Origin of the sequence: Streptomyces sp. NPDC049597, from assembly GCF_040675505.1 — a bacterium.
Classification (GTDB): domain Bacteria; phylum Actinomycetota; class Actinomycetes; order Streptomycetales; family Streptomycetaceae; genus Streptomyces.
Genome location: NZ_JBFAOY010000005.1, coordinates 255362 through 276126, shown reverse-complemented (window position 1 = coordinate 276126; position 20765 = coordinate 255362). Strand labels below are relative to the sequence as shown.

Annotated in this window: 21 protein-coding genes; 10 read left to right on the top strand and 11 right to left on the bottom strand. The window is 71.3% G+C overall.

The window, feature by feature from the left end:
• Positions 1-116: 116 nt before the first annotated feature.
• On the top strand, positions 117-902 hold the full coding sequence (locus AB0K02_RS09400) for a hypothetical protein (RefSeq protein WP_365991745.1): 786 nt from the start codon (positions 117-119) through the stop codon (positions 900-902).
• Between the two features lie 49 nt (positions 903-951).
• Here the strand turns inward: AB0K02_RS09400 and AB0K02_RS09395 are convergent, their stop codons facing one another.
• Together AB0K02_RS09395 and AB0K02_RS09390 are read right to left on the bottom strand one after the other, a co-directional pair.
• Positions 952-1596: a response regulator transcription factor gene (locus tag AB0K02_RS09395; protein ID WP_365991744.1), complete on the bottom strand. Its 645-nt coding sequence runs from the start codon at positions 1594-1596 to the stop codon at positions 952-954.
• The gene (locus tag AB0K02_RS09390) at positions 1589-2734 is read right to left on the bottom strand and encodes a GAF domain-containing sensor histidine kinase (RefSeq protein WP_365991743.1); all 1146 of its coding nucleotides are present in this window, start codon (positions 2732-2734) and stop codon (positions 1589-1591) included. Before AB0K02_RS09390 ends, AB0K02_RS09395 begins: the two co-directional genes overlap by 8 nt.
• Positions 2735-2917: 183 nt before the next feature.
• On the opposite strand from AB0K02_RS09390, the gene AB0K02_RS09385 reads away from it, so the two are divergent.
• From AB0K02_RS09385 to AB0K02_RS09375, 3 genes are all read left to right on the top strand, one after another.
• Positions 2918-3613 (top strand): SDR family oxidoreductase, encoded by a 696-nt coding sequence (locus AB0K02_RS09385; protein WP_365991742.1) that lies wholly within the window; start codon positions 2918-2920, stop codon positions 3611-3613.
• Positions 3610-4698, top strand: coding sequence for an S-adenosylmethionine:tRNA ribosyltransferase-isomerase (locus tag AB0K02_RS09380; protein ID WP_365991741.1), 1089 nt, complete (start codon positions 3610-3612; stop codon positions 4696-4698). The genes AB0K02_RS09385 and AB0K02_RS09380 overlap by 4 nt, the downstream gene beginning before the upstream one ends.
• Positions 4699-4976: 278 nt before the next feature.
• Positions 4977-5723: a transglycosylase SLT domain-containing protein gene (locus tag AB0K02_RS09375; RefSeq protein ID WP_365991740.1), complete on the top strand. Its 747-nt coding sequence runs from the start codon at positions 4977-4979 to the stop codon at positions 5721-5723.
• 104 nt (positions 5724-5827) lie between these two features.
• Here AB0K02_RS09375 and AB0K02_RS09370 read toward each other — a convergent pair whose 3' ends face one another.
• Positions 5828-8347: an FHA domain-containing protein gene (locus AB0K02_RS09370; protein WP_365991738.1), complete on the bottom strand. Its 2520-nt coding sequence runs from the start codon at positions 8345-8347 to the stop codon at positions 5828-5830.
• 309 nt (positions 8348-8656) lie between these two features.
• On the opposite strand from AB0K02_RS09370, the gene serB reads away from it, so the two are divergent.
• Positions 8657-9883: a phosphoserine phosphatase SerB gene (serB, locus tag AB0K02_RS09365; RefSeq protein ID WP_365991737.1), complete on the top strand. Its 1227-nt coding sequence runs from the start codon at positions 8657-8659 to the stop codon at positions 9881-9883.
• 65 nt (positions 9884-9948) lie between these two features.
• Here serB and AB0K02_RS09360 read toward each other — a convergent pair whose 3' ends face one another.
• The 4 genes from AB0K02_RS09360 to AB0K02_RS09345 all read right to left on the bottom strand — a co-directional run bounded on the left by AB0K02_RS09360 (position 9949) and on the right by AB0K02_RS09345 (position 12357).
• The gene (locus AB0K02_RS09360) at positions 9949-10500 is read right to left on the bottom strand and encodes a histidine phosphatase family protein (protein ID WP_365991736.1); all 552 of its coding nucleotides are present in this window, start codon (positions 10498-10500) and stop codon (positions 9949-9951) included.
• Positions 10501-10571: 71 nt separating this feature from the next.
• Complete coding sequence (locus tag AB0K02_RS09355; RefSeq protein ID WP_365991735.1) at positions 10572-10778, bottom strand: hypothetical protein; 207 nt, start codon at positions 10776-10778, stop codon at positions 10572-10574.
• A 156-nt stretch (positions 10779-10934) separates the two neighbouring features.
• On the bottom strand, positions 10935-11051 hold the full coding sequence (locus AB0K02_RS09350; RefSeq protein ID WP_256355980.1) for an SGM_5486 family transporter-associated protein: 117 nt from the start codon (positions 11049-11051) through the stop codon (positions 10935-10937).
• Positions 11052-11055: 4 nt separating this feature from the next.
• Positions 11056-12357 (bottom strand): MFS transporter, encoded by a 1302-nt coding sequence (locus tag AB0K02_RS09345; RefSeq protein WP_365991734.1) that lies wholly within the window; start codon positions 12355-12357, stop codon positions 11056-11058.
• Positions 12358-12473: 116 nt separating this feature from the next.
• On the opposite strand from AB0K02_RS09345, the gene AB0K02_RS09340 reads away from it, so the two are divergent.
• Entirely contained in the window at positions 12474-13160 is a 687-nt protein-coding gene (locus AB0K02_RS09340; RefSeq protein ID WP_365991733.1) for a FadR/GntR family transcriptional regulator, read from the top strand.
• Here the strand turns inward: AB0K02_RS09340 and AB0K02_RS09335 are convergent.
• From AB0K02_RS09335 to fabG, 3 genes are all read right to left on the bottom strand, one after another.
• Positions 13123-13467: a hypothetical protein gene (locus AB0K02_RS09335; RefSeq protein WP_365991732.1), complete on the bottom strand. Its 345-nt coding sequence runs from the start codon at positions 13465-13467 to the stop codon at positions 13123-13125. The two genes, AB0K02_RS09340 and AB0K02_RS09335, sit on opposite strands and share 38 nt — an antisense overlap.
• A 218-nt stretch (positions 13468-13685) precedes the next feature.
• Positions 13686-14453 carry an enoyl-ACP reductase FabI gene (fabI, locus tag AB0K02_RS09330; protein WP_365991731.1) on the bottom strand — a complete coding sequence of 256 codons (768 nt, stop codon included), beginning with the start codon at positions 14451-14453 and terminating at the stop codon, positions 13686-13688.
• A gap of 4 nt (positions 14454-14457) precedes the next feature.
• Positions 14458-15177, bottom strand: a complete 720-nt coding sequence (fabG, locus tag AB0K02_RS09325) for a 3-oxoacyl-[acyl-carrier-protein] reductase (RefSeq protein ID WP_365991730.1) — start codon at positions 15175-15177, stop codon at positions 14458-14460.
• Positions 15178-15424: 247 nt separating this feature from the next.
• On the opposite strand from fabG, the gene AB0K02_RS09320 reads away from it, so the two are divergent.
• Genes AB0K02_RS09320 through tyrS form a run of 3 tightly spaced genes read left to right on the top strand, consistent with a single transcriptional unit; the run spans position 15425 to position 19659 of the window.
• On the top strand, positions 15425-16948 hold the full coding sequence (locus AB0K02_RS09320) for a TldD/PmbA family protein (RefSeq protein ID WP_365991729.1): 1524 nt from the start codon (positions 15425-15427) through the stop codon (positions 16946-16948).
• Positions 16945-18336, top strand: coding sequence for a metallopeptidase TldD-related protein (locus tag AB0K02_RS09315; protein WP_365991728.1), 1392 nt, complete (start codon positions 16945-16947; stop codon positions 18334-18336). Before AB0K02_RS09320 ends, AB0K02_RS09315 begins: the two co-directional genes overlap by 4 nt.
• 54 nt (positions 18337-18390) lie before the next feature.
• A complete protein-coding gene (gene tyrS, locus AB0K02_RS09310; protein ID WP_365991727.1) occupies positions 18391-19659 on the top strand; it encodes a tyrosine--tRNA ligase in 1269 nt (422 codons plus the stop codon).
• A 117-nt stretch (positions 19660-19776) separates the two neighbouring features.
• Here tyrS and AB0K02_RS09305 read toward each other — a convergent pair whose 3' ends face one another.
• Positions 19777-20055 (bottom strand): GlsB/YeaQ/YmgE family stress response membrane protein, encoded by a 279-nt coding sequence (locus AB0K02_RS09305; RefSeq protein ID WP_365991726.1) that lies wholly within the window; start codon positions 20053-20055, stop codon positions 19777-19779.
• Positions 20056-20279: 224 nt separating this feature from the next.
• On the opposite strand from AB0K02_RS09305, the gene AB0K02_RS09300 reads away from it, so the two are divergent.
• A complete protein-coding gene (locus tag AB0K02_RS09300; protein WP_365991763.1) occupies positions 20280-20642 on the top strand; it encodes a DUF3099 domain-containing protein in 363 nt (120 codons plus the stop codon).
• Positions 20643-20765: the final 123 nt, after the last annotated feature.

The window sequence follows — 20765 nt, the reverse complement described above, 5'->3', positions numbered from 1 at the left end:
GCGGTTCGTGCGCCTGTGGGCACAGCACCCAGGGAAAACCTACGCCACCTGCCCGGCGCTCCGGTCGCCCGGTCCCGTGCTAGGGGGTGTCCGCCGGGCACGCCTAGGGTGGGAGCATGCTTTCGGAACCTCGTTCAGGCCGCTTGGCGGCATGGGGAAACGCCCTTTTGGCAGGAGTTGTCTCGCCGGACGACGCCGTGCACGCGATCGTCGGCGACGATGCCGTGCACCGCGTGGAGGGACTGCCGGGCGAGGCCGGTCCGGTCGGGCTGACGCTCGCGCTCGGGCGGCTGCGGGCGCTGGGCGTGACCGGTTACCGGGTGGCTCTGCCCGCGCCGGGGCATCCGCTGGGGCTGAGCGGCCCGCCCGAGTTCAACGCGCGGGCGCTGGAGGCCGAGGAGGCCGTCGTCGCGACGGGCGCCGCGTACGGGCTGGTGCCGGAGATCCGCGAGGCGGGTCCGGCCGGGGACGTGCACGTGGACGTCCTGTGGCACTGCCTGCCGGTACGGGAGGCGCCGCCCGCCGACGTGCCCTCGCTCGGCGAGGCGGAGCGGGAGCTCGCGGAGGCGCTGCGCGAGGCGACGTCCACGCTGACCCGTCTGGATGTGGCCGCGTCGGGGCCGGTGGCGGAGGCGGCGGTGGACGTGTACCGGGCGCGGGCGGAGCGCGGGGCGGCGAGCACCCTGGCGCCGGGCTATCCGCCGCGTGCGGCACGGGTGCTGGAGCTGGCGCAGCGGATCGGGCTGCTGATCTCGGTGGCGTACGAGAACGGGCACGGCGGTGCGGTGAGCGCGGCGGAGATGGCGGCGCGGGTGGAGGCGCTGCGGCCGGTGGAGCGGGTGGCGCGCAGGGCGCAGGTGGCGGCGTACAACGCGTATGTGGAGGAGCGGCAGCGGGGGTGACGTCTCCTCCCGGGTCCGGGCCGCGTCCCGGGTCCGGGACGCCCTGCGATCAGCCGGTCAGCCCGTGCCGCACCGCCCAGAGCGCCGCCTGGGTGCGGTCGGCCAGGTCGAGCTTCATCAGGATGTTGGACACGTGCGTCTTCACCGTCTTCTCGGAGAGCACCAGCGCCCTGGCGATCTCCCGGTTGGACCGGCCGTCCGCTATCAGTCCCAGGACCTCGCGCTCCCGCTCCGTGAGGTTGCTCCCGCGGCCCGTGCCGCCCGGTGAGTCGTCCTCGGACAGCAGCGCGACCGCGACCTCCGGCTGGAGCAGGACGTGGCCCGCGTGGACCGAGCGGATCGCGCCGGCCAGAGCCTCCGGGTCGACGTCCTTGTAGACGTAGCCCGAGGCGCCCGCGCGCAGCGCCGGGACCACCGTGCGCTGCTCGGTGAAGCTGGTGACGATCAGGACCTTGGCCGGGTTGGCGAGCTCGCGCAGCTTGCGCAGGGCGTCGATGCCGTCCATGCCCGGCATCTTCACGTCCATCAGCACCACGTGGGGCTTCAGCTCCTCGGCCCGCGCGACGCCCTCCGCACCGTCGCCGGCCTCGCCCACCACCTCTATGTCGTCCTGGACCTCCAGGAACGTGCGCAGCCCGCGCCGCACCACCTGATGGTCGTCGACCAGCAGCACGCGGATCCTCCTGTCAGCCACCGGGGACCTCCATCTCGATCGTGGTGCCCTTGCCGGGCGCCGACTCCACACTGAGTGTGCCGCCGACACCGCCCGCCCGGTCCCGCATCGAGACGAGTCCGAGATGGCGCCCGGCCCTGCGCACGGTGCGGGGCTCGAACCCCTTGCCGTCGTCCCGCACGCTGAGCAGAACTCCTTGGCCGCGGCGGACGAGCACGACCTCGACGCGGTCCGCACCGGAGTGGCGCAGCGCGTTGTGCAGGGCCTCCTGGGCGACGCGCAGCAGGGCCTCCTCCTGGGCGGCGGGCAGGGCCCGCACCCCGCAGGCGTCGAAGGTGACCTCGGCGGTGTGCGCGCGGTCGAGGACCTGGATCTGGGTACGCAGCGTGTTGACGAGGCCGTCCTCGTCGAGGGCCGCGGGACGCAGCTCGACGACGGCGGCGCGCAGCTCGTCGGCCGCTTCGGCGGCGAGCTCGGCGACCTGCTGGAGCTCCCCCTTCGCCCTGCCCGGGTCACGGTCCACCAGGGCGGCGGCGGCCTGGGCGGTGAGCCGCAGGGAGAAGAGCTTCTGGCTCACGGCGTCGTGCAGCTCATGGGCGAGGCGGGAGCGCTCCTCGGCGATGGTCAGCTCGCGGCTGCGCTCGTACAGCCGGGCGTTGGTGAGGGCGATGGCCGCGTGCTGGGCGAGTATGCCGAGCAGTTCCTCGTCGTCCTCGGTGAAGCCGCACCCGCCGCCCTGCCTGGGGCAGCGCTTGTTGGCGAGGAAGAGCGCGCCCATGACCTCGTCGCCGTCCTTGATGGGCAGGCCCAGGAAGTCGGACATCTCGGGATGGGCGGAGGGCCAGCCCTCGAAGCGGGGGTCCTGGCGCACGTCGGCGAGCCGCTCCACCTTCGCCTCCTGCAGCATCGCGGCGAGGATGCCGTGCTGGCGCGGCAGGGGGCCGATGGCCTTCCACTGGTCGTCGCTGACGCCGTCGACGACGAACTGCGCGAAGCCGCCGTGGTCGTCGGGCACACCGAGCGCCGCGTACTCCGCGTCGAGGAGGTCGCGGGCGGAGGCCACGATCGTCTTGAGCACGTCGCGCACCTCGAGATGCCTGCTCATGGCGAGGAGCGCGGTGCTCACGGCGGCCAGGCCCGAGCTCGGTCGGTGACTCATGACCTCACCGTACCGGCGGGGTGTGACCGTGCGTATCGGCCCCGGGACCGCCCCCGCCTAGGCCGGGGGACGTAGGGCCAAATGCCCGTGCGGGAAGGGGCCGCGGCACGAGGCGGCGGGCCCCTCCGCGTTCCTACGTTGGCCGCACCACGCAGGAGCGGTACGGCGAAGGGGATGGGTCTCATGGCGGTTGCGGTGATCACAGGGGCGTCGAAGGGGCTGGGCCGCGCGCTCGCGGCCGGTCTCGCCGGGGAGGGCTGGGACCTGGTCCTCGGGGCACGCACCGAGGACGTACTGAAGGAGAGCGCCCGCCTGGCCGGTGTCCACGGCACACGAGTGGTGGCGGTGGCGGGGGACGTCACGGACGCCGCGCACCGCGCGGCGCTGGTGGCGGAGGCCGCTGGACTGGGCGGGCTCGATCTGGTGGTGAGCAACGCGAGCGCGCTGGGGGCGCAGCCGCTGGTGCGGCTGGAGTCCCTGCCCCTGGAGGGGCTGCGGGCGGCGGTGGAGACCAATGTGGTCGCGGCGCTCGGTCTGGTGCAGGAGGCACTGCCGATGCTGCGCAGGTCGCCGGCGGGGGCGGTGCTGGCGGTCAGCTCGGACGCGGCGGTGGAGGCGTACGGGACCTGGGGAGGCTACGGCGCTTCGAAGGCGGCGCTCGACCAGCTGGCCGCCGTGCTGGCCGTGGAGGAGCCGGGGCTGCGGGTGTGGAGCGTCGATCCGGGCGACATGGCGACGGACCTCTATGCGGCTGCCGTCCCGGACGACGACGAGCCCCGGCCGTCTCCGGAGTCCGTGGTGCCCGCCTTCCTGCGGCTGCTCTCGCAGCGTCCGGCCAGCGGCCGGTACACCGCTGCCGCCCTGCTGGAGTCCCGATGAGGACGGTGCCGGAGGAAAGGGCCGTGCTGGAGTCGCTGACGGTCCCCGAGGAGTTGTCGGCGCGGGTTCCGGCGGAGGAGCGGGGTGCGGGCCGCGACGACGTGCGGCTGCTGGTCTCACGCGGGACGCGGGTGTCGCACCACGCGTTCCGCGGTCTGCCGCGGCATCTGCGGGCGGGTGACGTGCTGGTCGTCAACACGTCATTGACGCTGGCGGCGGCGGTGGACGGCCGCGTGGGCGGCGAGCCGGTGGTGGTGCACTTCTCCACACAGGGGGACGACCTGCGGTGGGCGGTGGAGCTGCGGCGCCCGAACGGCTCGGGCAGTACGGTCCCGCGCCCGGGCGGGCCGAGCGGCGCGGTGGTGCGGCTGCCGGGCGGCGCGCACCTGGTGCTGGAGGAGCCGCTGACTCCGGGGGCGCGGCGGCTGTGGTGGGCGTCGGTGTCGGTCGGCGTGGCAGGGCTGCTGGCGCGGCACGGGCGGCCGATCCGCTACGGGTACACGACCAGGGACCAGCCGCTCGCCGCGTACCAGACGGTCTTCGCGCTGCCCTCCCCCGAAGGTTTCGGGTCGGCGGAGATGCCGAGCGCCGGGCGGCCGTTCACCGCGCCGCTGGTGGCGGAGCTGGTGAGCCGGGGGGTGCAGTTCGCGCCGGTCACGCTGCACACGGGCGTGGCGTCGGCGGAGGCGCACGAACCGCCGTATCCGGAGCGCTTCGAGGTGCCCGCGACGACGGCGTGGCTGGTGAACGCGGCACGGGCGGCGGGCGGCCGGGTCGTGGCGGTGGGGACGACGGCGGTGCGGGCCCTGGAGTCGGCGGCGGATCCGGCTGGGGTGGTGGGCCCCGCTGCCGGGTGGACGGATCTGGTGGTGACGCCGCGGCGGGGGGTGCGGGTGGTGGACGGCCTGCTGACCGGGCTGCACGAGCCGGCGGCGTCCCATCTGCTGATGCTCGGCGCGATCGCCGGCGAGGCGGCGTTGACCCGCGCGTACTCCGAAGCGCTGAGGCACCGCTACCTCTGGCACGAGTTCGGCGACGTCCATCTCGTGCTGCCGGACAGCGACGCTCACTCACTGAATTGCTGAAGCAACACACGGTGAGGCCGACGCGCGCGCCATGTGAGCCCGCGCATAGGACGTAGGTCACTTACGAACCTCTTTAGTGCGTACATAAAGGGCGCGTGAGCGGGGACAGGGCGCATGAATCGGACGTTTGGGATCAACGTGATCCACTACCGCGGATCGTACGTCACACCTTTGCCACCAGATTTTGCTGCCGCTAAGAATTGCCGACGTCGCTTCCGAACAGCGCAGAGCCGAACCGGCCTGGAGCGACTTTCCGCTATTCGAAGAGGTACGTCTGTATGTCCGCGTTCAACACCGCCGCTCTCCGTCGTCTCCGATCGCGCAAGGCCGCGGTCACCGGTGTCGCCGTCGCCGCTTCCGCCGCTCTGGCGCTGTCCCTGGCTCCCGGCGACGCCGAAGCCGGCACGACGACCGAGGTGGCCGCGGCCGCCCCCGTGGCCTGGAAGGTCAACGAGAAGCAGGCCGCCGCGGTGCAGGAGAGCATCGCCAACCAGCAGACCGCCTTCGAGGCCCAGCTCAAGGCCGCGCAGGCGAAGAAGAAGGCAGAGGCCGCCGAGGCCAAGAAGCAGGCCGAGGCGAAGAAGCTGGCTGAGGCCAAGAAGAAGGCCGAGGCCAAGAAGAAGGCGGAGGCCGCCGCGAAGAAGCGTGCCGCCGAGCAGGCCGCCAGCCGGTCCGCCGCGCGCAAGCCCGCGAAGGTCACCTACCCGAACAACCTGGACGGCTGGATCCGCGAGGCGCTGTCCATCATGAAGAAGCACAACATCCCCGGCACCTACGAGGGCATCCACCGCAACATCATGCGTGAGTCCAGCGGTAACCCGCGTGCCATCAACAACTGGGACATCAACGCGATCAACGGTGTCCCGTCGAAGGGCCTGCTGCAGGTCATCAAGCCCACCTTCGACGCGTACCACGTCCCCGGCACCTCCTGGGACCAGTACGACCCGGTCGCCAACATCGTCGCCGCCTGCAACTACGCGGCCGACCGCTACGGCTCCATGGACAACGTGAACAGCGCCTACTGAGGCACTGCCACGAACGGCGCCGCGACGAGGCGGTAGCAGACATACGCCGAAGGGCGCACCCCGTGCGGGGTGCGCCCTTCGGCGTCGTCAGGGGACGCGTGCGGTCACTTGCGCATGACCTCGGGCTCGTGGCGGCGCAGCAGGCGCTGGACCACGAAGCCGCAGATGATGCCGATGGCGAGCAGGACGGTGATGTTCATGCCCCACTGGCCGGCCGTGTGCTCCCACAGCGGGTCCAGGTCGGTGGGGTTCTTCGGGTCCCACGGCGGCATGAGGTGCGCCAGGTCGAGCGTGGTGCCGGCGCCGGCGATGGCCCAGCGGGACGGCATCAGCCAGGCGAACTGCTCCAGGCCGGGCGAGCCGTAGACCTGGAAGAGGATGCCGGTGAAGACGACCTGGACGATGGCGAACATGACCAGCAGCGGCATGGTCTTCTCGGCGGTCTTCACCAGCGAGGAGATGACCAGGCCGAACATCATCGAGGTGAAGCCGAGCGCGATGACGACGAGGCAGATCTCGACGGCCGGCGGCATGATCAGGCCCTCTTCGGGCAGCTCGCGCGTCGCGAAGCCGATGCCGCAGATGATCACGCCCTGCAGGGCCGTGATCACGCCGAGCACGATGACCTTGGACATCAGGTACGCCGAGCGGGACAGGCCGGTCGCCCGCTCCCGTTCGTAGATGACCCGTTCCTTGATCAGCTCTCGTACGGAGTTGGCCGCGCCGGAGAAGCACATGCCGACCGCGAGGATCAGCATGATCGTGCCGGCGTCGCCGTTGAACCTGGACGGCGGCTCGGGCGCCGCGAGGCCGAAGTCCGCCGGGATGACGACCGAGACCAGGCCGAGGACGGCCGGCAGGATCACCATCAGGCCCATGAAGCCCTTGTCGGACGCGATCACCGACGAGTAGCGGCGGATGAGGGTCCACAGCTGGGAGCCCCAGCTCTGCGGCTTGGGCGGGTTCATCTGCTGCGGGGGCGGCATGTTGACCGCCTGCGGGGCGACGGCGTCGAGGTCGGCCGCGTACATCTGGTAGTGCTGCGAACCGCGCCAGCGGCCGGCCCAGTCGTAGTCGCGGTAGTTCTCGAACGCGGAGAACACGTCCGCCCACGTGCTGTAGCCGAAGAAGTTGAGCGCCTCCTCCGGCGGGCCGAAGTAGGCGACGGAGCCGCCGGGCGCCATGACGAGGAGCTTGTCGCACAGCTGGAGCTCCGCCACGGAGTGGGTGACCACCAGGACGGTGCGGCCGTCGTCGGCGAGGCCGCGCAGCAGCTGCATGACGTCGCGGTCCATGCCCGGGTCGAGGCCGGAGGTCGGCTCGTCCAGGAAGATCAGCGACGGCTTGGTCAGCAGCTCCAGGGCGACGGAGACGCGCTTGCGCTGACCGCCGGACAGGGAGGTGACCTTCTTGTCCTTGTGGATGTCGAGCTTGAGCTCGCGCAGCACCTCGTCGATGCGCGCCTCGCGCTCGGCCTCGGTGGTGTCCGCCGGGAAGCGGAGCTTGGCCGCGTACTTGAGCGCCTTCCGGACGGTCAGCTCCTTGTGCAGGATGTCGTCCTGCGGAACCAGACCGATGCGCTGGCGCAGCTCGGCGAACTGCTTGTACAGGCTGCGGTTGTCGTAGAGGACGTCGCCCTGGTTGGCGGGCCGGTAGCCGGTCAGCGCCTTGAGCAGAGTGGACTTTCCGGATCCGGACGGGCCGATCACGCCGATCAGGGACTTCTCGGGGACGCCGAAGGAGACGTCGCGCAGGATCTGCTTGCCGCCGTCGACCGTGACGGTCAGGTGACGGGCGGAGAAGGAGACCTCACCGGTGTCGACGAACTCCTCGAGGCGGTCACCGACGAGCCGGAACGTGGAGTGACCGACACCGACGATGTCGTTCGGGCCGATGAGGACCGTGGACGACTTGGCGATCGGCTGACCGTTGACGTACGTGCCGTTGTGGGAGCCGAGGTCGCGGATCTCGAAGCGGCCGTCGGGCGTCGCGACGAATTCGGCATGGTGGCGCGAGACCTGCAGGTCGGAGACGACCAGCTCGTTCTCGAGCGCACGACCGATGCGCATCACGCGGCCGAGGGCCAGCTGGTGGAACGTCGTGGGGCTGCGGTCGCCGTAGACCGGCGGGGTGCCCTGTGCCTTGTGCACCCCCTGCTGGTGCGGGACCTGGGGCGGCTGCTGCGCCTGCGGGGCCGACGGCTGCTGCCAGCCCTGCTGGGCGGCCTGCGGCGCCTGGCCCTGCGGCCAGCCCTGCTGCGGGGCCGGGGCCTGCTGGGCGGCGGCCTGCTGGGGTGCGGCGGCCTGGGCGCTGTAGGCGGCGGCAGCGGTGAGGCTGAGCCGCGGACCGTCGGTGGCGTTGCCCAGATGGACGGCGGAGCCCGCGCCGATCTCCATCTGGTGGATCCGCTGACCCTGCACATAAGTGCCGTTGGTGCTGCCGTGGTCCTCGATGACCCAACTGCGCCCGCCCCAGCTGATCGTGGCGTGCCGCCACGAGACTCTGGCGTCGTCGACCACCAGATCACCCTGCGGGTCGCGGCCGAGGGTGTACGACCTGGACGGATCGAGGGTCCAGGTCCTTCCGTTCAATTCCAGTACGAGTTCCGGCACTCCATGCCCCACTAGTTGTCCCCCGAGCTACCCCCGTTGCCGGGAGTCTAGGGATGGCGAACATCGTGGGGAACTATTTCAGGCCGGGATCCGTATCCGAAACTCGGGCCTTGTAAACGCAGTGTTCGGTACGGAGTTGGGACCTTCGTGGATGATCGGGGACGCCCGGCGGGGCGGCACATCGTCCGCACTGCCCATGGACGGGGCGCAACAGTGCGTAACCATGACGAACCCGGGCGTGAGCGGCGTTGGGGGCCCGGGTGTCCGGCAGGCGGGACAGAAGGTGGGATCGCGGCCGCCGCCCGATACGGTGGTAACACCATGAGCGCATCGCAGCCCCCTCTCGGCAACGACATCCCGACCCTTCTCGTCAAGATCTTCGGGAAGGACCGTCCCGGTATCACCGCCGGGCTCTTCGACACCCTCGCGGCCTTCTCGGTCGACGTGATCGACATCGAGCAGGTCGTCTCGCGCGGACGCCTCGTGCTGTGCGCGCTCGTCACCGCGCCGACGGCCGGCGGCGCCACGGAGGGCGAGCTGCGGGCGACCGTGCACAGCTGGGCGGAGTCCCTGAAACTGCAGGCCGAGATCATCTCGGGTACCGGCGACAACCGGCCGCGCGGCAGCGGACGTTCCCATGTGACCGTGCTCGGTCACCCGCTGACGGCCGAGGCCACGGCGGCCATAGCGGGCCGGATCAGCGGCATGGGCGCGAACATCGACCGTATCTTCCGGCTGGCGAAATATCCCGTGACCGCCGTGGAGTTCGCGGTGTCCGGCGTGGAGACCGAGCCGTTGCGCACCGCGCTGGCCACCGAGTCGCACGAGATCGGCGTCGACGTGGCCGTCGTGTCGGCGGGCCTGCACCGGCGGGCCCAGCGCCTGGTCGTGATGGACGTCGACTCCACGCTCATCCAGGACGAGGTCATCGAGCTGTTCGCGGCCCATGCGGGCTGTGAGGACGAGGTGGCCGAGGTGACGGCCGCGGCGATGCGCGGCGAGCTGGACTTCGAGCAGTCCCTGCACGCGCGGGTGGCGCTGCTGGAGGGGCTGGACGCGTCGGTCGTCGACAAGGTGCGTGCCGAGGTGCGGCTCACGCCGGGGGCGCGAACCCTGATCCGTACGCTGAAGCGGCTCGGTTTCCAAGTGGGTGTCGTCTCGGGCGGGTTCACCCAGGTCACCGACGATCTCAAGGAGCGTCTCGGCCTCGATTTCGCGTCGGCGAACACCCTGGAGATCGAGAACGGCAAGCTGACCGGCCGGGTCGTGGGCGACGTCGTCGACCGGGCGGGCAAGGCGCGGCTGCTGCGCGCCTTCGCGGCCGAGGCCGGAGTGCCGCTGGCGCAGACGGTCGCGATCGGCGACGGCGCCAATGACCTGGACATGCTGAACGCCGCGGGGCTCGGGGTCGCGTTCAACGCCAAGCCCGTGGTCCGCAAGGCCGCGCACACCGCGGTCAACGTGCCCTTCCTGGACACGGTGCTGTATCTGCTGGGCGTCACCCGCGAAGAGGTCGAGGCCGCCGACGACGGCACCGAGGAGCACTGAGCGCGCAGAGCGCGATACGAAGGCCCCGGCGCACGGTGTGCGCCGGGGCCTCGCCGTTGCGGTGATCAGTCGTGCGGGGTCCAGTAGTCGAGCAGCTTGCCCACACCGTGCTCCACCGACTTCCAGGAGCCGGTGAACGAGACGACGGCGAACGCCGAGGTCGGGAAGCCGTCCTGGGTCATCCGGGCCAGCGCGTCGCCCTCCGCACTGCCCGAGAGGGCGTCGGCCAGGGCGTGCATACCGGGGTTGTGGCCGATGACGAGCAGGTCCTGGACCTCGTCCGGGGTCTCGTTGAGCAGGGCGATGAGCTCTCCGAGGGAGGCCTCGTACAGCCGCTCCTCGTAGACCGTCTTCGGGCGGTGCGGCAGCTCGTGCACGGCGAGCTTCCATGTCTCACGGGTTCTGGTCGCGGTGGAGCACAGGGCCAGGTCGAAGGCGATACCGGTGTCGGCGAGCCTGCGGCCGGCCACGGGGGCGTCCTTGCGGCCGCGCTCGGCGAGCGGGCGGTCGTGATCGGACACCTGGGGCCAGTCGGCCTTCGCGTGCCGGAGGAGGACGATCCTGCGGGACTCGGAAGATCCGGGGGGAGTCTCCCCGGAGGACACAGCGGCGCTCATGCCCCCCAGCTTCGCATGAAATGAGCCAGTGGGCGCAGGGTGTTGACGCGTCTCCCCCGAAGGGGAACGCGTCAGCGGACCAGTATCCGCAGGATCTGCCGCAGGAGGTCACCGGCCGCCGGACCGGCTCCGGCCGCGTGCGCGTCGCCGGGGGCGGCGATGAGCGTCAGCAGTGCGGCGAAGGCGAGCACGGGCAGGACGAGGGCCCACCACGGCAGTCTGGCCACGACGACGCCCGTGGCCGGGGGGTGGGGCCTGGTACGCGTCTGGGCCGTCATGGCCGCCTCCGTCGGGTCCGGGGTCGAGTCCCTCAAACGTACGGATCATGAAGCGCCGCGCACATCCGGTGACCCACCCACTTCACCCTGAGCCCGGCCCCCTAGGGGTCGCCGGCCGGCGCCGGCTTGTTCGGGGCCCGGGCCGGGACGGGACCGTCAGGGCGCCGCGACCGTGGCGATGATCGCGATCACCACGCCGATGAGAAGCATCGCGCCGAAGACTCCGAGGAGCTTCTTCTGGCCGTTCTGGGGGTTCGGGTCGAGCACAGGCATGGGATCAGTCTCGCACCCGCGTCTCGTCCTCGATCGTCCGGTCCCGTCCTGCCATCACGCCCACGATCATCTGGGGCACCAGCAGGCCGGCCATCAGCCCGAGCGGCAGCGCCCAGCCGCCGCTGTGCTGGTAGAGCACGCCCACCAGCAGCGGGCCCGGGATGGAGATCAGGTAGCCGGCGGACTGGGCGAAGGCCGACAGCCGTACGACGCCGGCGCCGGTGCGCGAGCGCATGCCGATCATGGTGAGGGCGAGGGGGAAGGCGCAGTTGGAGACGCCGAGCAGCAGCGCCCAGAGCCAGGCGCCCTGCACCGGCGCGAGGAGCAGGCCGAGGTAGCCGGCGAGTCCGCACACGCCCAGGGCGACGGCGATCAGGCCCTGGTTCTTCATGCGGGCCGCGAGACGCGGGATGACGAAGGCGAGCGGCACGCCCATCACCATGGTGACGGCCAGGAGCACCCCTGCCGTGGAGGCGGGGACGCCCGCGTCACGGAAGATCTGCGGCATCCAGCCCATCGTGATGTACGCGCCGGTGGCCTGGAGCCCGAAGAAGAAGCCGAGGGCCCACGCGGTGGGGCTGCGGGTCACGCGCGGCGCGGGGACGTCCTCGGCGGCTGCCGCACCGGCGGTGTGCGGGCGTGCGCGGTCCCGGTCGCGCACCAGCCCGAGCCAGGGCAGTACGGCCAGCGCGGCGACCGCGGCCCAGACCGCGAGCCCGACGCGCCAGCCGCCGCCCAGGGCCTGGGTGACGGGCACGGTCGCGGCGGCGGCGAGCGATGTGCCGAGCGCGAGGGCCATGGAGTAGAGGCCGGTCATCGTGCCGACCCGGTCGGGGAAGTACCGCTTGACGATCACCGGCATGAGGACGTTGCTGACGGCGATGCCCATGAGCGCGAGCGCGCTGGCGGCGAGGAAGCCCGGTGTGCCGCCCGCGAAGGGACGGACCAGGAGCCCGGCGGCGATGGCCGCCATGCCGGCGCAGACGACGGCGGCGGGTCCGAAGCGGCGGGCCAGCCGGGGGGCGGCGACGCCGAACACGGCGAAGCACAGCGGCGGTACGGACGTGAGGAGGCCGGCGACGCTGCCGCTCATGTGGAGCCCTACGCGCGCCTCTTCGAGGAGGGCGCCGAGGCTCGTGATCGCGGGCCGCAGGTTGAGGGCGGCGAGGACGATGCCGACGACGACGAGCCGGGTGGCCCACACGGAGCGCCGCCCCGCCGTCTCCGGCGCGGCGGCTTCCAGGGATGCGGCGAAGGAAGGGAGCGCCGTGGCGGCGCGGCGGAGGGTCCGGGTCTCGTCTGGCATGGGACCATCATAGAATCATGGGATGATTGGTTGTCCAATCCCGTACTACCCGGGCTTCTCCGCGGCCCGGTCGGCGTACGACCATGAATGGGCGACTCTCCACGACAAGGAGCACCATGGCGCTGTCCTCTCCCCGGCGTTCCGCGCTCTCGGACCAGGTGATCGCCGAGCTGCGCAACCAAATCACCTCGGGCGAGTGGCCGGTCGGCTCGCGCATCCCGACCGAGCCGGAACTTGTCGAGCAACTGGGCGTGGCCCGCAACACCGTCCGTGAGGCCGTGCGCGCGCTCGCCCACAACGGCCTGCTGGACATCCGCCAGGGCTCGGGCACCTACGTGATCGCCACCAGCGAGCTGGCCGGCGTGATGCATCGCCGGTTCGCCGGCGCCGACCCCCGTCATGTCGCCGAGCTGCGCTCCACGCTGGAGTCGTCCGCGGCCCGCCTCGCCGCAGAGCGGCGCACCGCGAAGGACCTGAGGCAGCTCGACACGCTGCTGGCCCGCCGCGAGGAGGCGTGGGCGTCGGGCGACGCGGAGCAGTTCGTCGCGGCCGACGCGACCTTCCACCTGGCCGTCGTGGCCGCCTCCCACAACGAGGTCATGACCGAGCTGTACGCGGACCTGGCGGACCTGCTGCGCGACTGGCTGCGCGGCGACGTGGGCGGCGAGCTGCGCGAGGAGAACTACATGGACCACGCGCGGATGGTCGAGGCGATCCGGGCCGGGGACGGCGAGGCAGCCGCCGCGGAGGCGGCGGGCTACCCGTTCATGTGCCTGCGGCGGCCCGCTGCGGCTGGTGGCTGATCCAGGCGGCCCGGATCTCCTTCCAGCACCGCTGGGTGAGCTCCGCGTACCCGGCGGGGCGCAGCTCGACCGGCTCCGAGTCGGCGTCGACGTCCCACCAGCGCGCGCATTCGACGTGCAGCTGAACGCGGTCAGCCGCGGGATAGGGGTTGTGGCAGTAGGCGGTGACCTCCGAGCCCTCGATCACCGTGCCGCAGTCGGCCCGGTAGTCGGGGGGCTGCTCCCGTGTGTGCTGCCGGGGGCTCTGCCGTTCCTGACGACTGCCGGTCTGGGACCCCGTCGGTGTCGCCCACAGCAGGACCGTCACCGTGGCGAGTACGGAGGCTTGACGCCAGTTCGTACACACAAGCAGTACCCCCTCGGCCGAACTGCGGCGCGAACGCCGCAAAAGCACCACAAGGAAGAGTTGCCCCTCCAGCATCGCCGCGCGCCGGTCGCACCGCCCACCCGTAGGGCCGAACGGGTGACGCCCCGCCCCCCGCGCGGTGCGGGGAACGGGGCGTCGTTCTGCTACGTCGCGCCTGGTCAGGCACCCATGATGTGCACGCCGCCGTCGACGTGGACGATCTCACCCGTGGTCTTCGGGAAGAAGTCGGAGAGCAGGGCGACCACACCGCGGCCGGCCGGCTCCGGGTCGGTCATGTCCCACTCGAGCGGGGAGCGCTCGTCCCAGACCTTCGCGAGGTCCGAGAAGCCCGGGATGGACTTGGCGGCCATGGAGCCGAGCGGGCCCGCCGAGATCAGGTTGCAGCGCACGTTCTGCTTGCCCAGGTCGCGCGCGAGGTAGCGGCTGGTGGCCTCCAGCGCGGCCTTGGCCGGGCCCATCCAGTCGTACTGCGGCCAGGCGAACTGGGCGTCGAAGGTCAGGCCGACGACGGAGCCGCCGTTCTGCATCAGCGGCAGGCAGGCCATGGTCAGCGACTTCAGCGAGAACGCCGAGACGTGCATCGCGGTCGCCACGGACTCGAACGGCGTGTTCAGGAAGTTGCCGCCGAGGGCGTCCTGCGGGGCGAAGCCGATGGAGTGGACGACGCCGTCGAGGCCGCCGAGCTCCTCGCGCACGGTGTCCTCGACGCGGGCAAGGTGCTCGTCGTTGGTGACGTCGAGCTCGATGACCTTGGCCGGCTTCGGCAGCTTCTTGGCGATGCGCTCGGTCAGGGTGGGCCGCGGGAAGGCCGTGAGGATGACCTCGGCACCCTGCTCCTGGGCCACCTTCGCGGTGTGGAAGGCGATGGAGGACTCCATCAGCACACCGGTGATCAGGACGCGCTTGCCCTCGAGAATTCCGCTCATGTGATCAGTGACCCATGCCCAATCCGCCGTCGACGGGAATGACGGCTCCAGTGATGTACGAGGCGTCGTCGGAGGTGAGGAAGCGCACGGTGGCCGCGATCTCCTCCGGCTGCGCGTAACGGCCGAGGGGCACCTGCGAGACGATGCCGGCGCGCTGCTCGTCCGTGAGCGCCTGGGTCATGTCGGTGTCGACAAAGCCGGGCGCGACGACGTTGAACGTGATGTTGCGCGAGCCGAGCTCACGCGCGAGGGAGCGGGCGAAGCCCACGAGAGCGGCCTTGGAGGCCGCGTAGTTGGCCTGCCCGGCGGAGCCCAGCAGCCCCACGACGGAGGAGATCAGGACGACGCGGCCCTTCTTGGCGCGGAGCATGCCGCGGTTGGCGCGCTTCACGACGCGGAAGGTACCGGTGAGATTGGTGTCGAGGACGGAGGTGAAGTCCTCCTCCGACATGCGCATCAGCAGCTGGTCCTTGGTGATACCGGCGTTGGCCACCAGCACCTCGACGGGACCGTGCTTCTCCTCGATCTCCTTGTACGCCTGCTCCACCTGCTCGGAGTCGGTGATGTCGCACTTGACCGCCAGGCACCCCAGCTCCGCCAGGGCGGCCGGGGGCTCCCCCGAGCGGTAGGTGATCGCGACGTTGTCGCCGTTCTCGGCGAACGCGCGGGCGATGGCGAGGCCGATGCCCCGGTTTCCTCCGGTGACGAGAACCGAGCGGCTCAACGGATCACCCTTTCCCTATGCGGCTGGTACGTCTGCAAACTATCGGTACGGCACGGCGTACGGAGAATCGGGGCCTGACAGCGCCTTCCACCCGTCGCTGTCGGATCCCTACAGAAAGTCCCCGCAAAGCCCCCGCGCAAAGTCCCCCTCGCGGGCAGGGAGCCACGGTCCCTCCGAACTGGCTGGCGACGGGCCCGTCCGGCGCGACATGATCGGGGCGACCACGTCTCGACGACAGGAGACATCCGTGCCTCATTCCATCGACGCGGCCTTCACGGCGCTGCCGCTGAGGGCGCTCGCCGACGCGGCGCTCGCCCGGGCGCGCGCGCTCGGCGCCGAGCACGCCGACTTCCGCCTGGAGCGCGTCCGCAGCGCCTCCTGGCGGCTGCGGGACGCCAAACCCGCCGGATCGTCCGACTCCACGGACCTCGGGTACGCGGTGCGGGTGGTGCACGGCGGCGCCTGGGGATTCGCCTCCGGTGTCGACATGACCATGGACGCCGCGGCCAGGGTCGCCGGGCAGGCCGTGGCGATGGCGAAGCTGTCCGCGAAGGTGATCGCGGCGGCGGGCTCCGACGAGCGCGTGGAGCTGGCGGACGAGCCGGTCCACGCGGACAAGACCTGGGTCTCCTCGTACGAGGTCAACCCCTTCGACGTGCCGGGCGAGGACAAGAGCGCGCTGCTCGCCGACTGGAGTTCCCGGCTGCTGCGGGCGCCGGGGGTGGCGCACGTGGACGCCTCGCTGCTGACCGTGCAGGAGAACAAGTTCTACGCGGACACCGCGGGGACGGTCACCACGCAGCAGCGGGTGCGGCTGCACCCGCAGCTCACGGCGGTCGCCGTCGACGAGACGACCGGCGAGTTCGACTCCATGCGCACCATCGCGCCGCCCGTGGGACGCGGCTGGGAGTACCTGACCGGCACCGGCTGGGACTGGGACGCCGAGCTGGAGCGCATCCCGGAGCTGCTCGCGGAGAAGATGCGCGCGCCGAGCGTCGAGGCCGGGCGCTACGACCTGGTCGTCGACCCGTCGAACCTGTGGCTGACGATCCACGAGTCGATCGGCCACGCCACGGAGCTGGACCGCGCGCTCGGCTACGAGGCGGCCTACGCGGGGACGTCGTTCGCGACCTTCGACCAGCTCGGGAAGCTGGCGTACGGCTCCTCCGTGATGAACGTGACCGGTGACCGGACCGCCGAACACGGGCTGGCGACGATCGGCTACGACGACGAGGGCGTCGAGGCGCAGAGCTGGGACCTGGTCAAGGACGGCACGCTGGTGGGCTACCAGCTGGACCGGCGCATCGCGAAGCTCACGGGCCTCGGCCGCTCCAACGGCTGCGCCTTCGCCGACTCCCCCGCCCATGTGCCGGTGCAGCGGATGGCGAACGTGTCGCTGCAGCCGGACCCCGGCGGTCTGTCGACGGAGGACCTGATCGGCGGGGTGGAGCACGGGATCTACGTGGTCGGCGACCGGTCGTGGTCGATCGACATGCAGCGCTACAACTTCCAGTTCACCGGGCAGCGGTTCTTCCGCATCGAGAACGGCCGGCTGGCCGGTCAGCTGAGGGACGTCGCGTACCAGGCGACGACGACGGAGTTCTGGGGCTCGATGGAGCAGGTCGGCGGGCCGCAGACGTACGTGCTGGGCGGCGCCTTCAACTGCGGCAAGGCACAGCCGGGCCAGGTCGCCGCGGTCTCCCACGGCTGCCCCTCCGCCCTCTTCCGGGGCGTCAACATTCTCAATACGACGCAGGAGGCAGGCCGATGAGCCGGGTGAGCAAGCCGCACGAGATCGTCGAGCGGGCGCTGGAGCTGTCGACGGCGGACGGCTGTGTCGTCATCGCCGACGAGCACTCCTCGGCGAACCTGCGCTGGGCCGGCAACGCGCTGACCACCAACGGCGTGACCCGCGGCCGTACCCTCACCGTCGTCGCCACGGTCGACGGCTCCGAGGGCACGGCGTCCGGCGTGGTCTCGCAGTCGGCCGTGACCGCCGACGACCTGGCGCGGCTCGTGCGCGCCGCGGAGGCCGCCGCGCGGTCCGCCGGGCCGGCCGAGGACGCCCAGCCGCTGGTCGAGGGCGTGGCCGTCTCCCCCCACTTCACGGACGCGCCGGCGGAGACGTCGTCGGCGGTGTTCGCGGACTTCGCACCGGCGCTCGGCGAGGCGTTCGCCCGGGCCGGCGCGGGCGGGCGGGAACTGTACGGCTTCGCCAACCACGAGCTGACCTCGACGTACCTCGGCACCTCGACGGGGCTGCGGCTGCGCCACGACCAGCCGACCGGCACGCTGGAGCTCAACGCCAAGTCGCCCGACCGTATGCGCTCGGCCTGGGCGGGCCGTTCCACGCGGGACTTCACGGATGTGGACCCGGCGGCGCTGGACGCCGAACTGGCGGTGCGGCTCGGCTGGGCGGAGCGCCGCCTCGACCTGCCGGCTGGTCGCTACGAGACGCTGCTGCCGCCGACCGCCGTGGCCGATCTGCTGATCTACCAGATGTGGTCGTCGACGGCCCGGGACGCGGCGGAGGGCCGTACGGTCTTCTCCAAGCCCGGCGGTGGCACCCGTATCGGCGAGGCGCTGTCCTCGCTGCCGCTGACGCTGCGCAGCGATCCGCACGAGCCGGGGCTGGAGGCGGCGCCCTTCGTGATCGCGCACTCGTCCGGCGACGACGCCTCGGTGTTCGACAACGGTCTGCCGCTGTCGCCGACGGACTGGGTGCGTGACGGGAAGCTGGCACACCTGATCACGACCCGGCACACCGCCGGCCTGACCGGCCTGCCAATCGCCCCGGGAACGGACAACCTGATCCTTGACGCGGGCGGCGAGCGCTCGCTGGCGGAGATGGTCTCGGCCACCGAGCGCGGTCTGCTGCTGACCTGCCTCTGGTACATCCGCGAGGTCGACCCCGCGACGCTGCTCCTGACCGGCTTGACCAGGGACGGCGTGTACCTGGTGGAGAACGGCGAGGTCGTGGGCGAGGTGAACAACTTCCGCTTCAACGAGTCGCCCGTCGACCTGCTGGGGCGCGCGACGGAGGCCGGCCGGACGGAGAAGACGCTGCCGCGCGAATGGGGCGATTGGTTCACCCGCGCCGCGATGCCCGCGCTACGGGTGCCGGACTTCAACATGAGCTCGGTCAGCCGGGGCGTGTGACCCGCCTAGACTGACTCCCACCGATCCATTCACGTACGAGGAGACGGAAGAACCGTGACGGACATCGTCGACGAGCTGAAGTGGCGCGGGCTGATCGCCCAGTCCACTGACGAGGACGCTTTGCGCAAGGCGCTCGCGGACGGTCCCGTCACCTTCTATTGCGGCTTCGACCCGACGGCGGCGAGCCTCCACGTCGGGCACCTGGTGCAGGTGCTCACCGTGCGCCGGCTCCAGCTGGCCGGGCACCGGCCGCTGGCGCTGGTGGGCGGGGCCACGGGTCAGATCGGTGACCCGCGGCCGACCGCCGAGCGCACGCTGAACGATCCGGAGACGATCGCGCAGTGGGTGACCCGGCTGCGTGCGCAGATCGAGCCGTACCTCTCCTTCGAGGGCGACAACGCCGCGATCATGGTGAACAACCTGGACTGGACCGCGGGCATGTCCGCGATCGAGTTCCTGCGGGACATCGGCAAGCACTTCCGCGTCAACAAGATGCTCACCAAGGACTCCGTCGCCCGGCGCCTGGAGTCCGAACAGGGCATCAGCTACACGGAGTTCAGCTACCAGCTGCTGCAGGGCATGGACTTCCTGGAGCTGTACCGGCGGTACGGCTGCACCCTGCAGCAGGGCGGCAGCGACCAGTGGGGCAACCTCACGGCGGGCCTGGACCTGATCCACCGCCTGGAGCCCGACGCGGAGGTGCACGCGCTGGCCACTCCGCTGATGACCAAGGCCGACGGCACCAAGTTCGGCAAGTCGGAGACCGGCACGCTCTGGCTCGACCCGGAGATGACCACGCCGTACGCGTTCTACCAGTTCTGGCTGAACACGGACGACCGGGACATCAACCGGTACCTGCGCGTCCTCAGCTTCAAGAGCCGTGAGGAGCTCGAGGAGCTGGAGAAGCAGACGGCGGAGCGTCCGCAGGCCCGCGCCGCGCAGCGCGCGCTGGCCGAGGAGCTGACGACCCTGGTGCACGGCGCCGACCAGTGCGCCGCGGTGATCAACGCGTCCAAGGCGCTGTTCGGGCAGGGCGAGCTCGACGAGCTCGACGAGCCGACGCTGCGTGCGGCGCTCTCGGAGCTGCCTCAGGCGCGGGTGTCCGAGCTGGCGCCGGTCGTGGACCTGTTCGCCGAGGTGGGCCTGGTCGCCAGCAAGTCGGCCGCCCGGCGCACGGTGAAGGAGGGCGGTGCCTACGTGAACAACGTGAAGGTCACCGCCGAGGACGCCGTGGCGACGCCGGAGGAACTGCTGCACGGGCGCTGGCTGGTGCTGCGCCGCGGCAAGAAGAACCTGGCGGCGGTCGAGGTCACGGCGGGCTGACCGGGCAGGACGGAAGAACGGCGGCGGCCGGGCGGGCTCTGTGCCCTCCCGGCCGCCGCCGTCGTCCGTGATCCGTTGTGCCGTTCCGTCACGCCGTCGTCCGGCGACGGCGGCCCGTCATGCGCGGCGTTTCCTGCCGCCGCGGGCCGCGGTGTACGCCATGTCGCCCAGGAACACGATGACGATGGCCGCCGCGAGCTGAAGTGCGTGCCGGCCCCAGTCGATGCCGGGGGTCTCCTGGATTCCGAAGCCCCGGGCGAGGGCGTTGCCGATGATCGCCCCGATGATGCCGAAGATGGTGGTCAGCCAGAGAGGACTGTGCTGCTTGCCGGGGATGACCGCCTTCGCGATCAGGCCGAGCACGAATCCCACGATGATCGCCCACAACCAGCCCATGGCTGCCTCCTTGTACGGCTCCCAGCGAGCAGTTACGCCTGCCAGTCTCGGCCCCTGGGCCGTACGGCGCATGTCGAAGGCACCCGTACGCGTCCCGGCGCAGACGGGGCACGCAGGACCGGGGGCCACCCGCTCTCGAAGGCGGCGCAGTCGCGGCGTACCGTTGATGGGGTCAGCGCGGGACGTCCGGGATCGTCCGGCGCGGAATTCGGGTGGTGGAGCAGATGCGCAGGCGGGGCGGCACGGAGGTCTTCCGGATCACGGGGGCCCGGCAGGGGCTCGCCGACGATGTCCGCGGTCGGCAGCGGCGCTATGTGATCTCCATGTCCGTGCGCACGGTGTCGGTGATCCTCGCCGCGGTCCTGTGGAACGTGGAACGCCATGTGGCCGTCGTCGCCCTGGTGCTCGGCGTTGTCCTGCCGTACATCTCCGTGGTCATCGCCAATGCGGGCCGGGAGCACGCGCCGTCTCTGCCGTCGACGTTCGTGGCCCCGCCGTCGCGGCCCATGATCGAGCCGGCGCCCGAGGACTCCTCGTCGGCCGGCGGATCTTTCACGCATGAGCGCCCCATGTCCGAACAGGGCTGATGACGACCGTCCGTGACGGGGCCCGCGAACCTCAGGAAAACCTCAGATCAATCATGAAGTTCCTGTGCACGGTGGCCCGTTACCCGTGACATACTGCCTAGGCGCTCCGCATCCCCCGTCGGA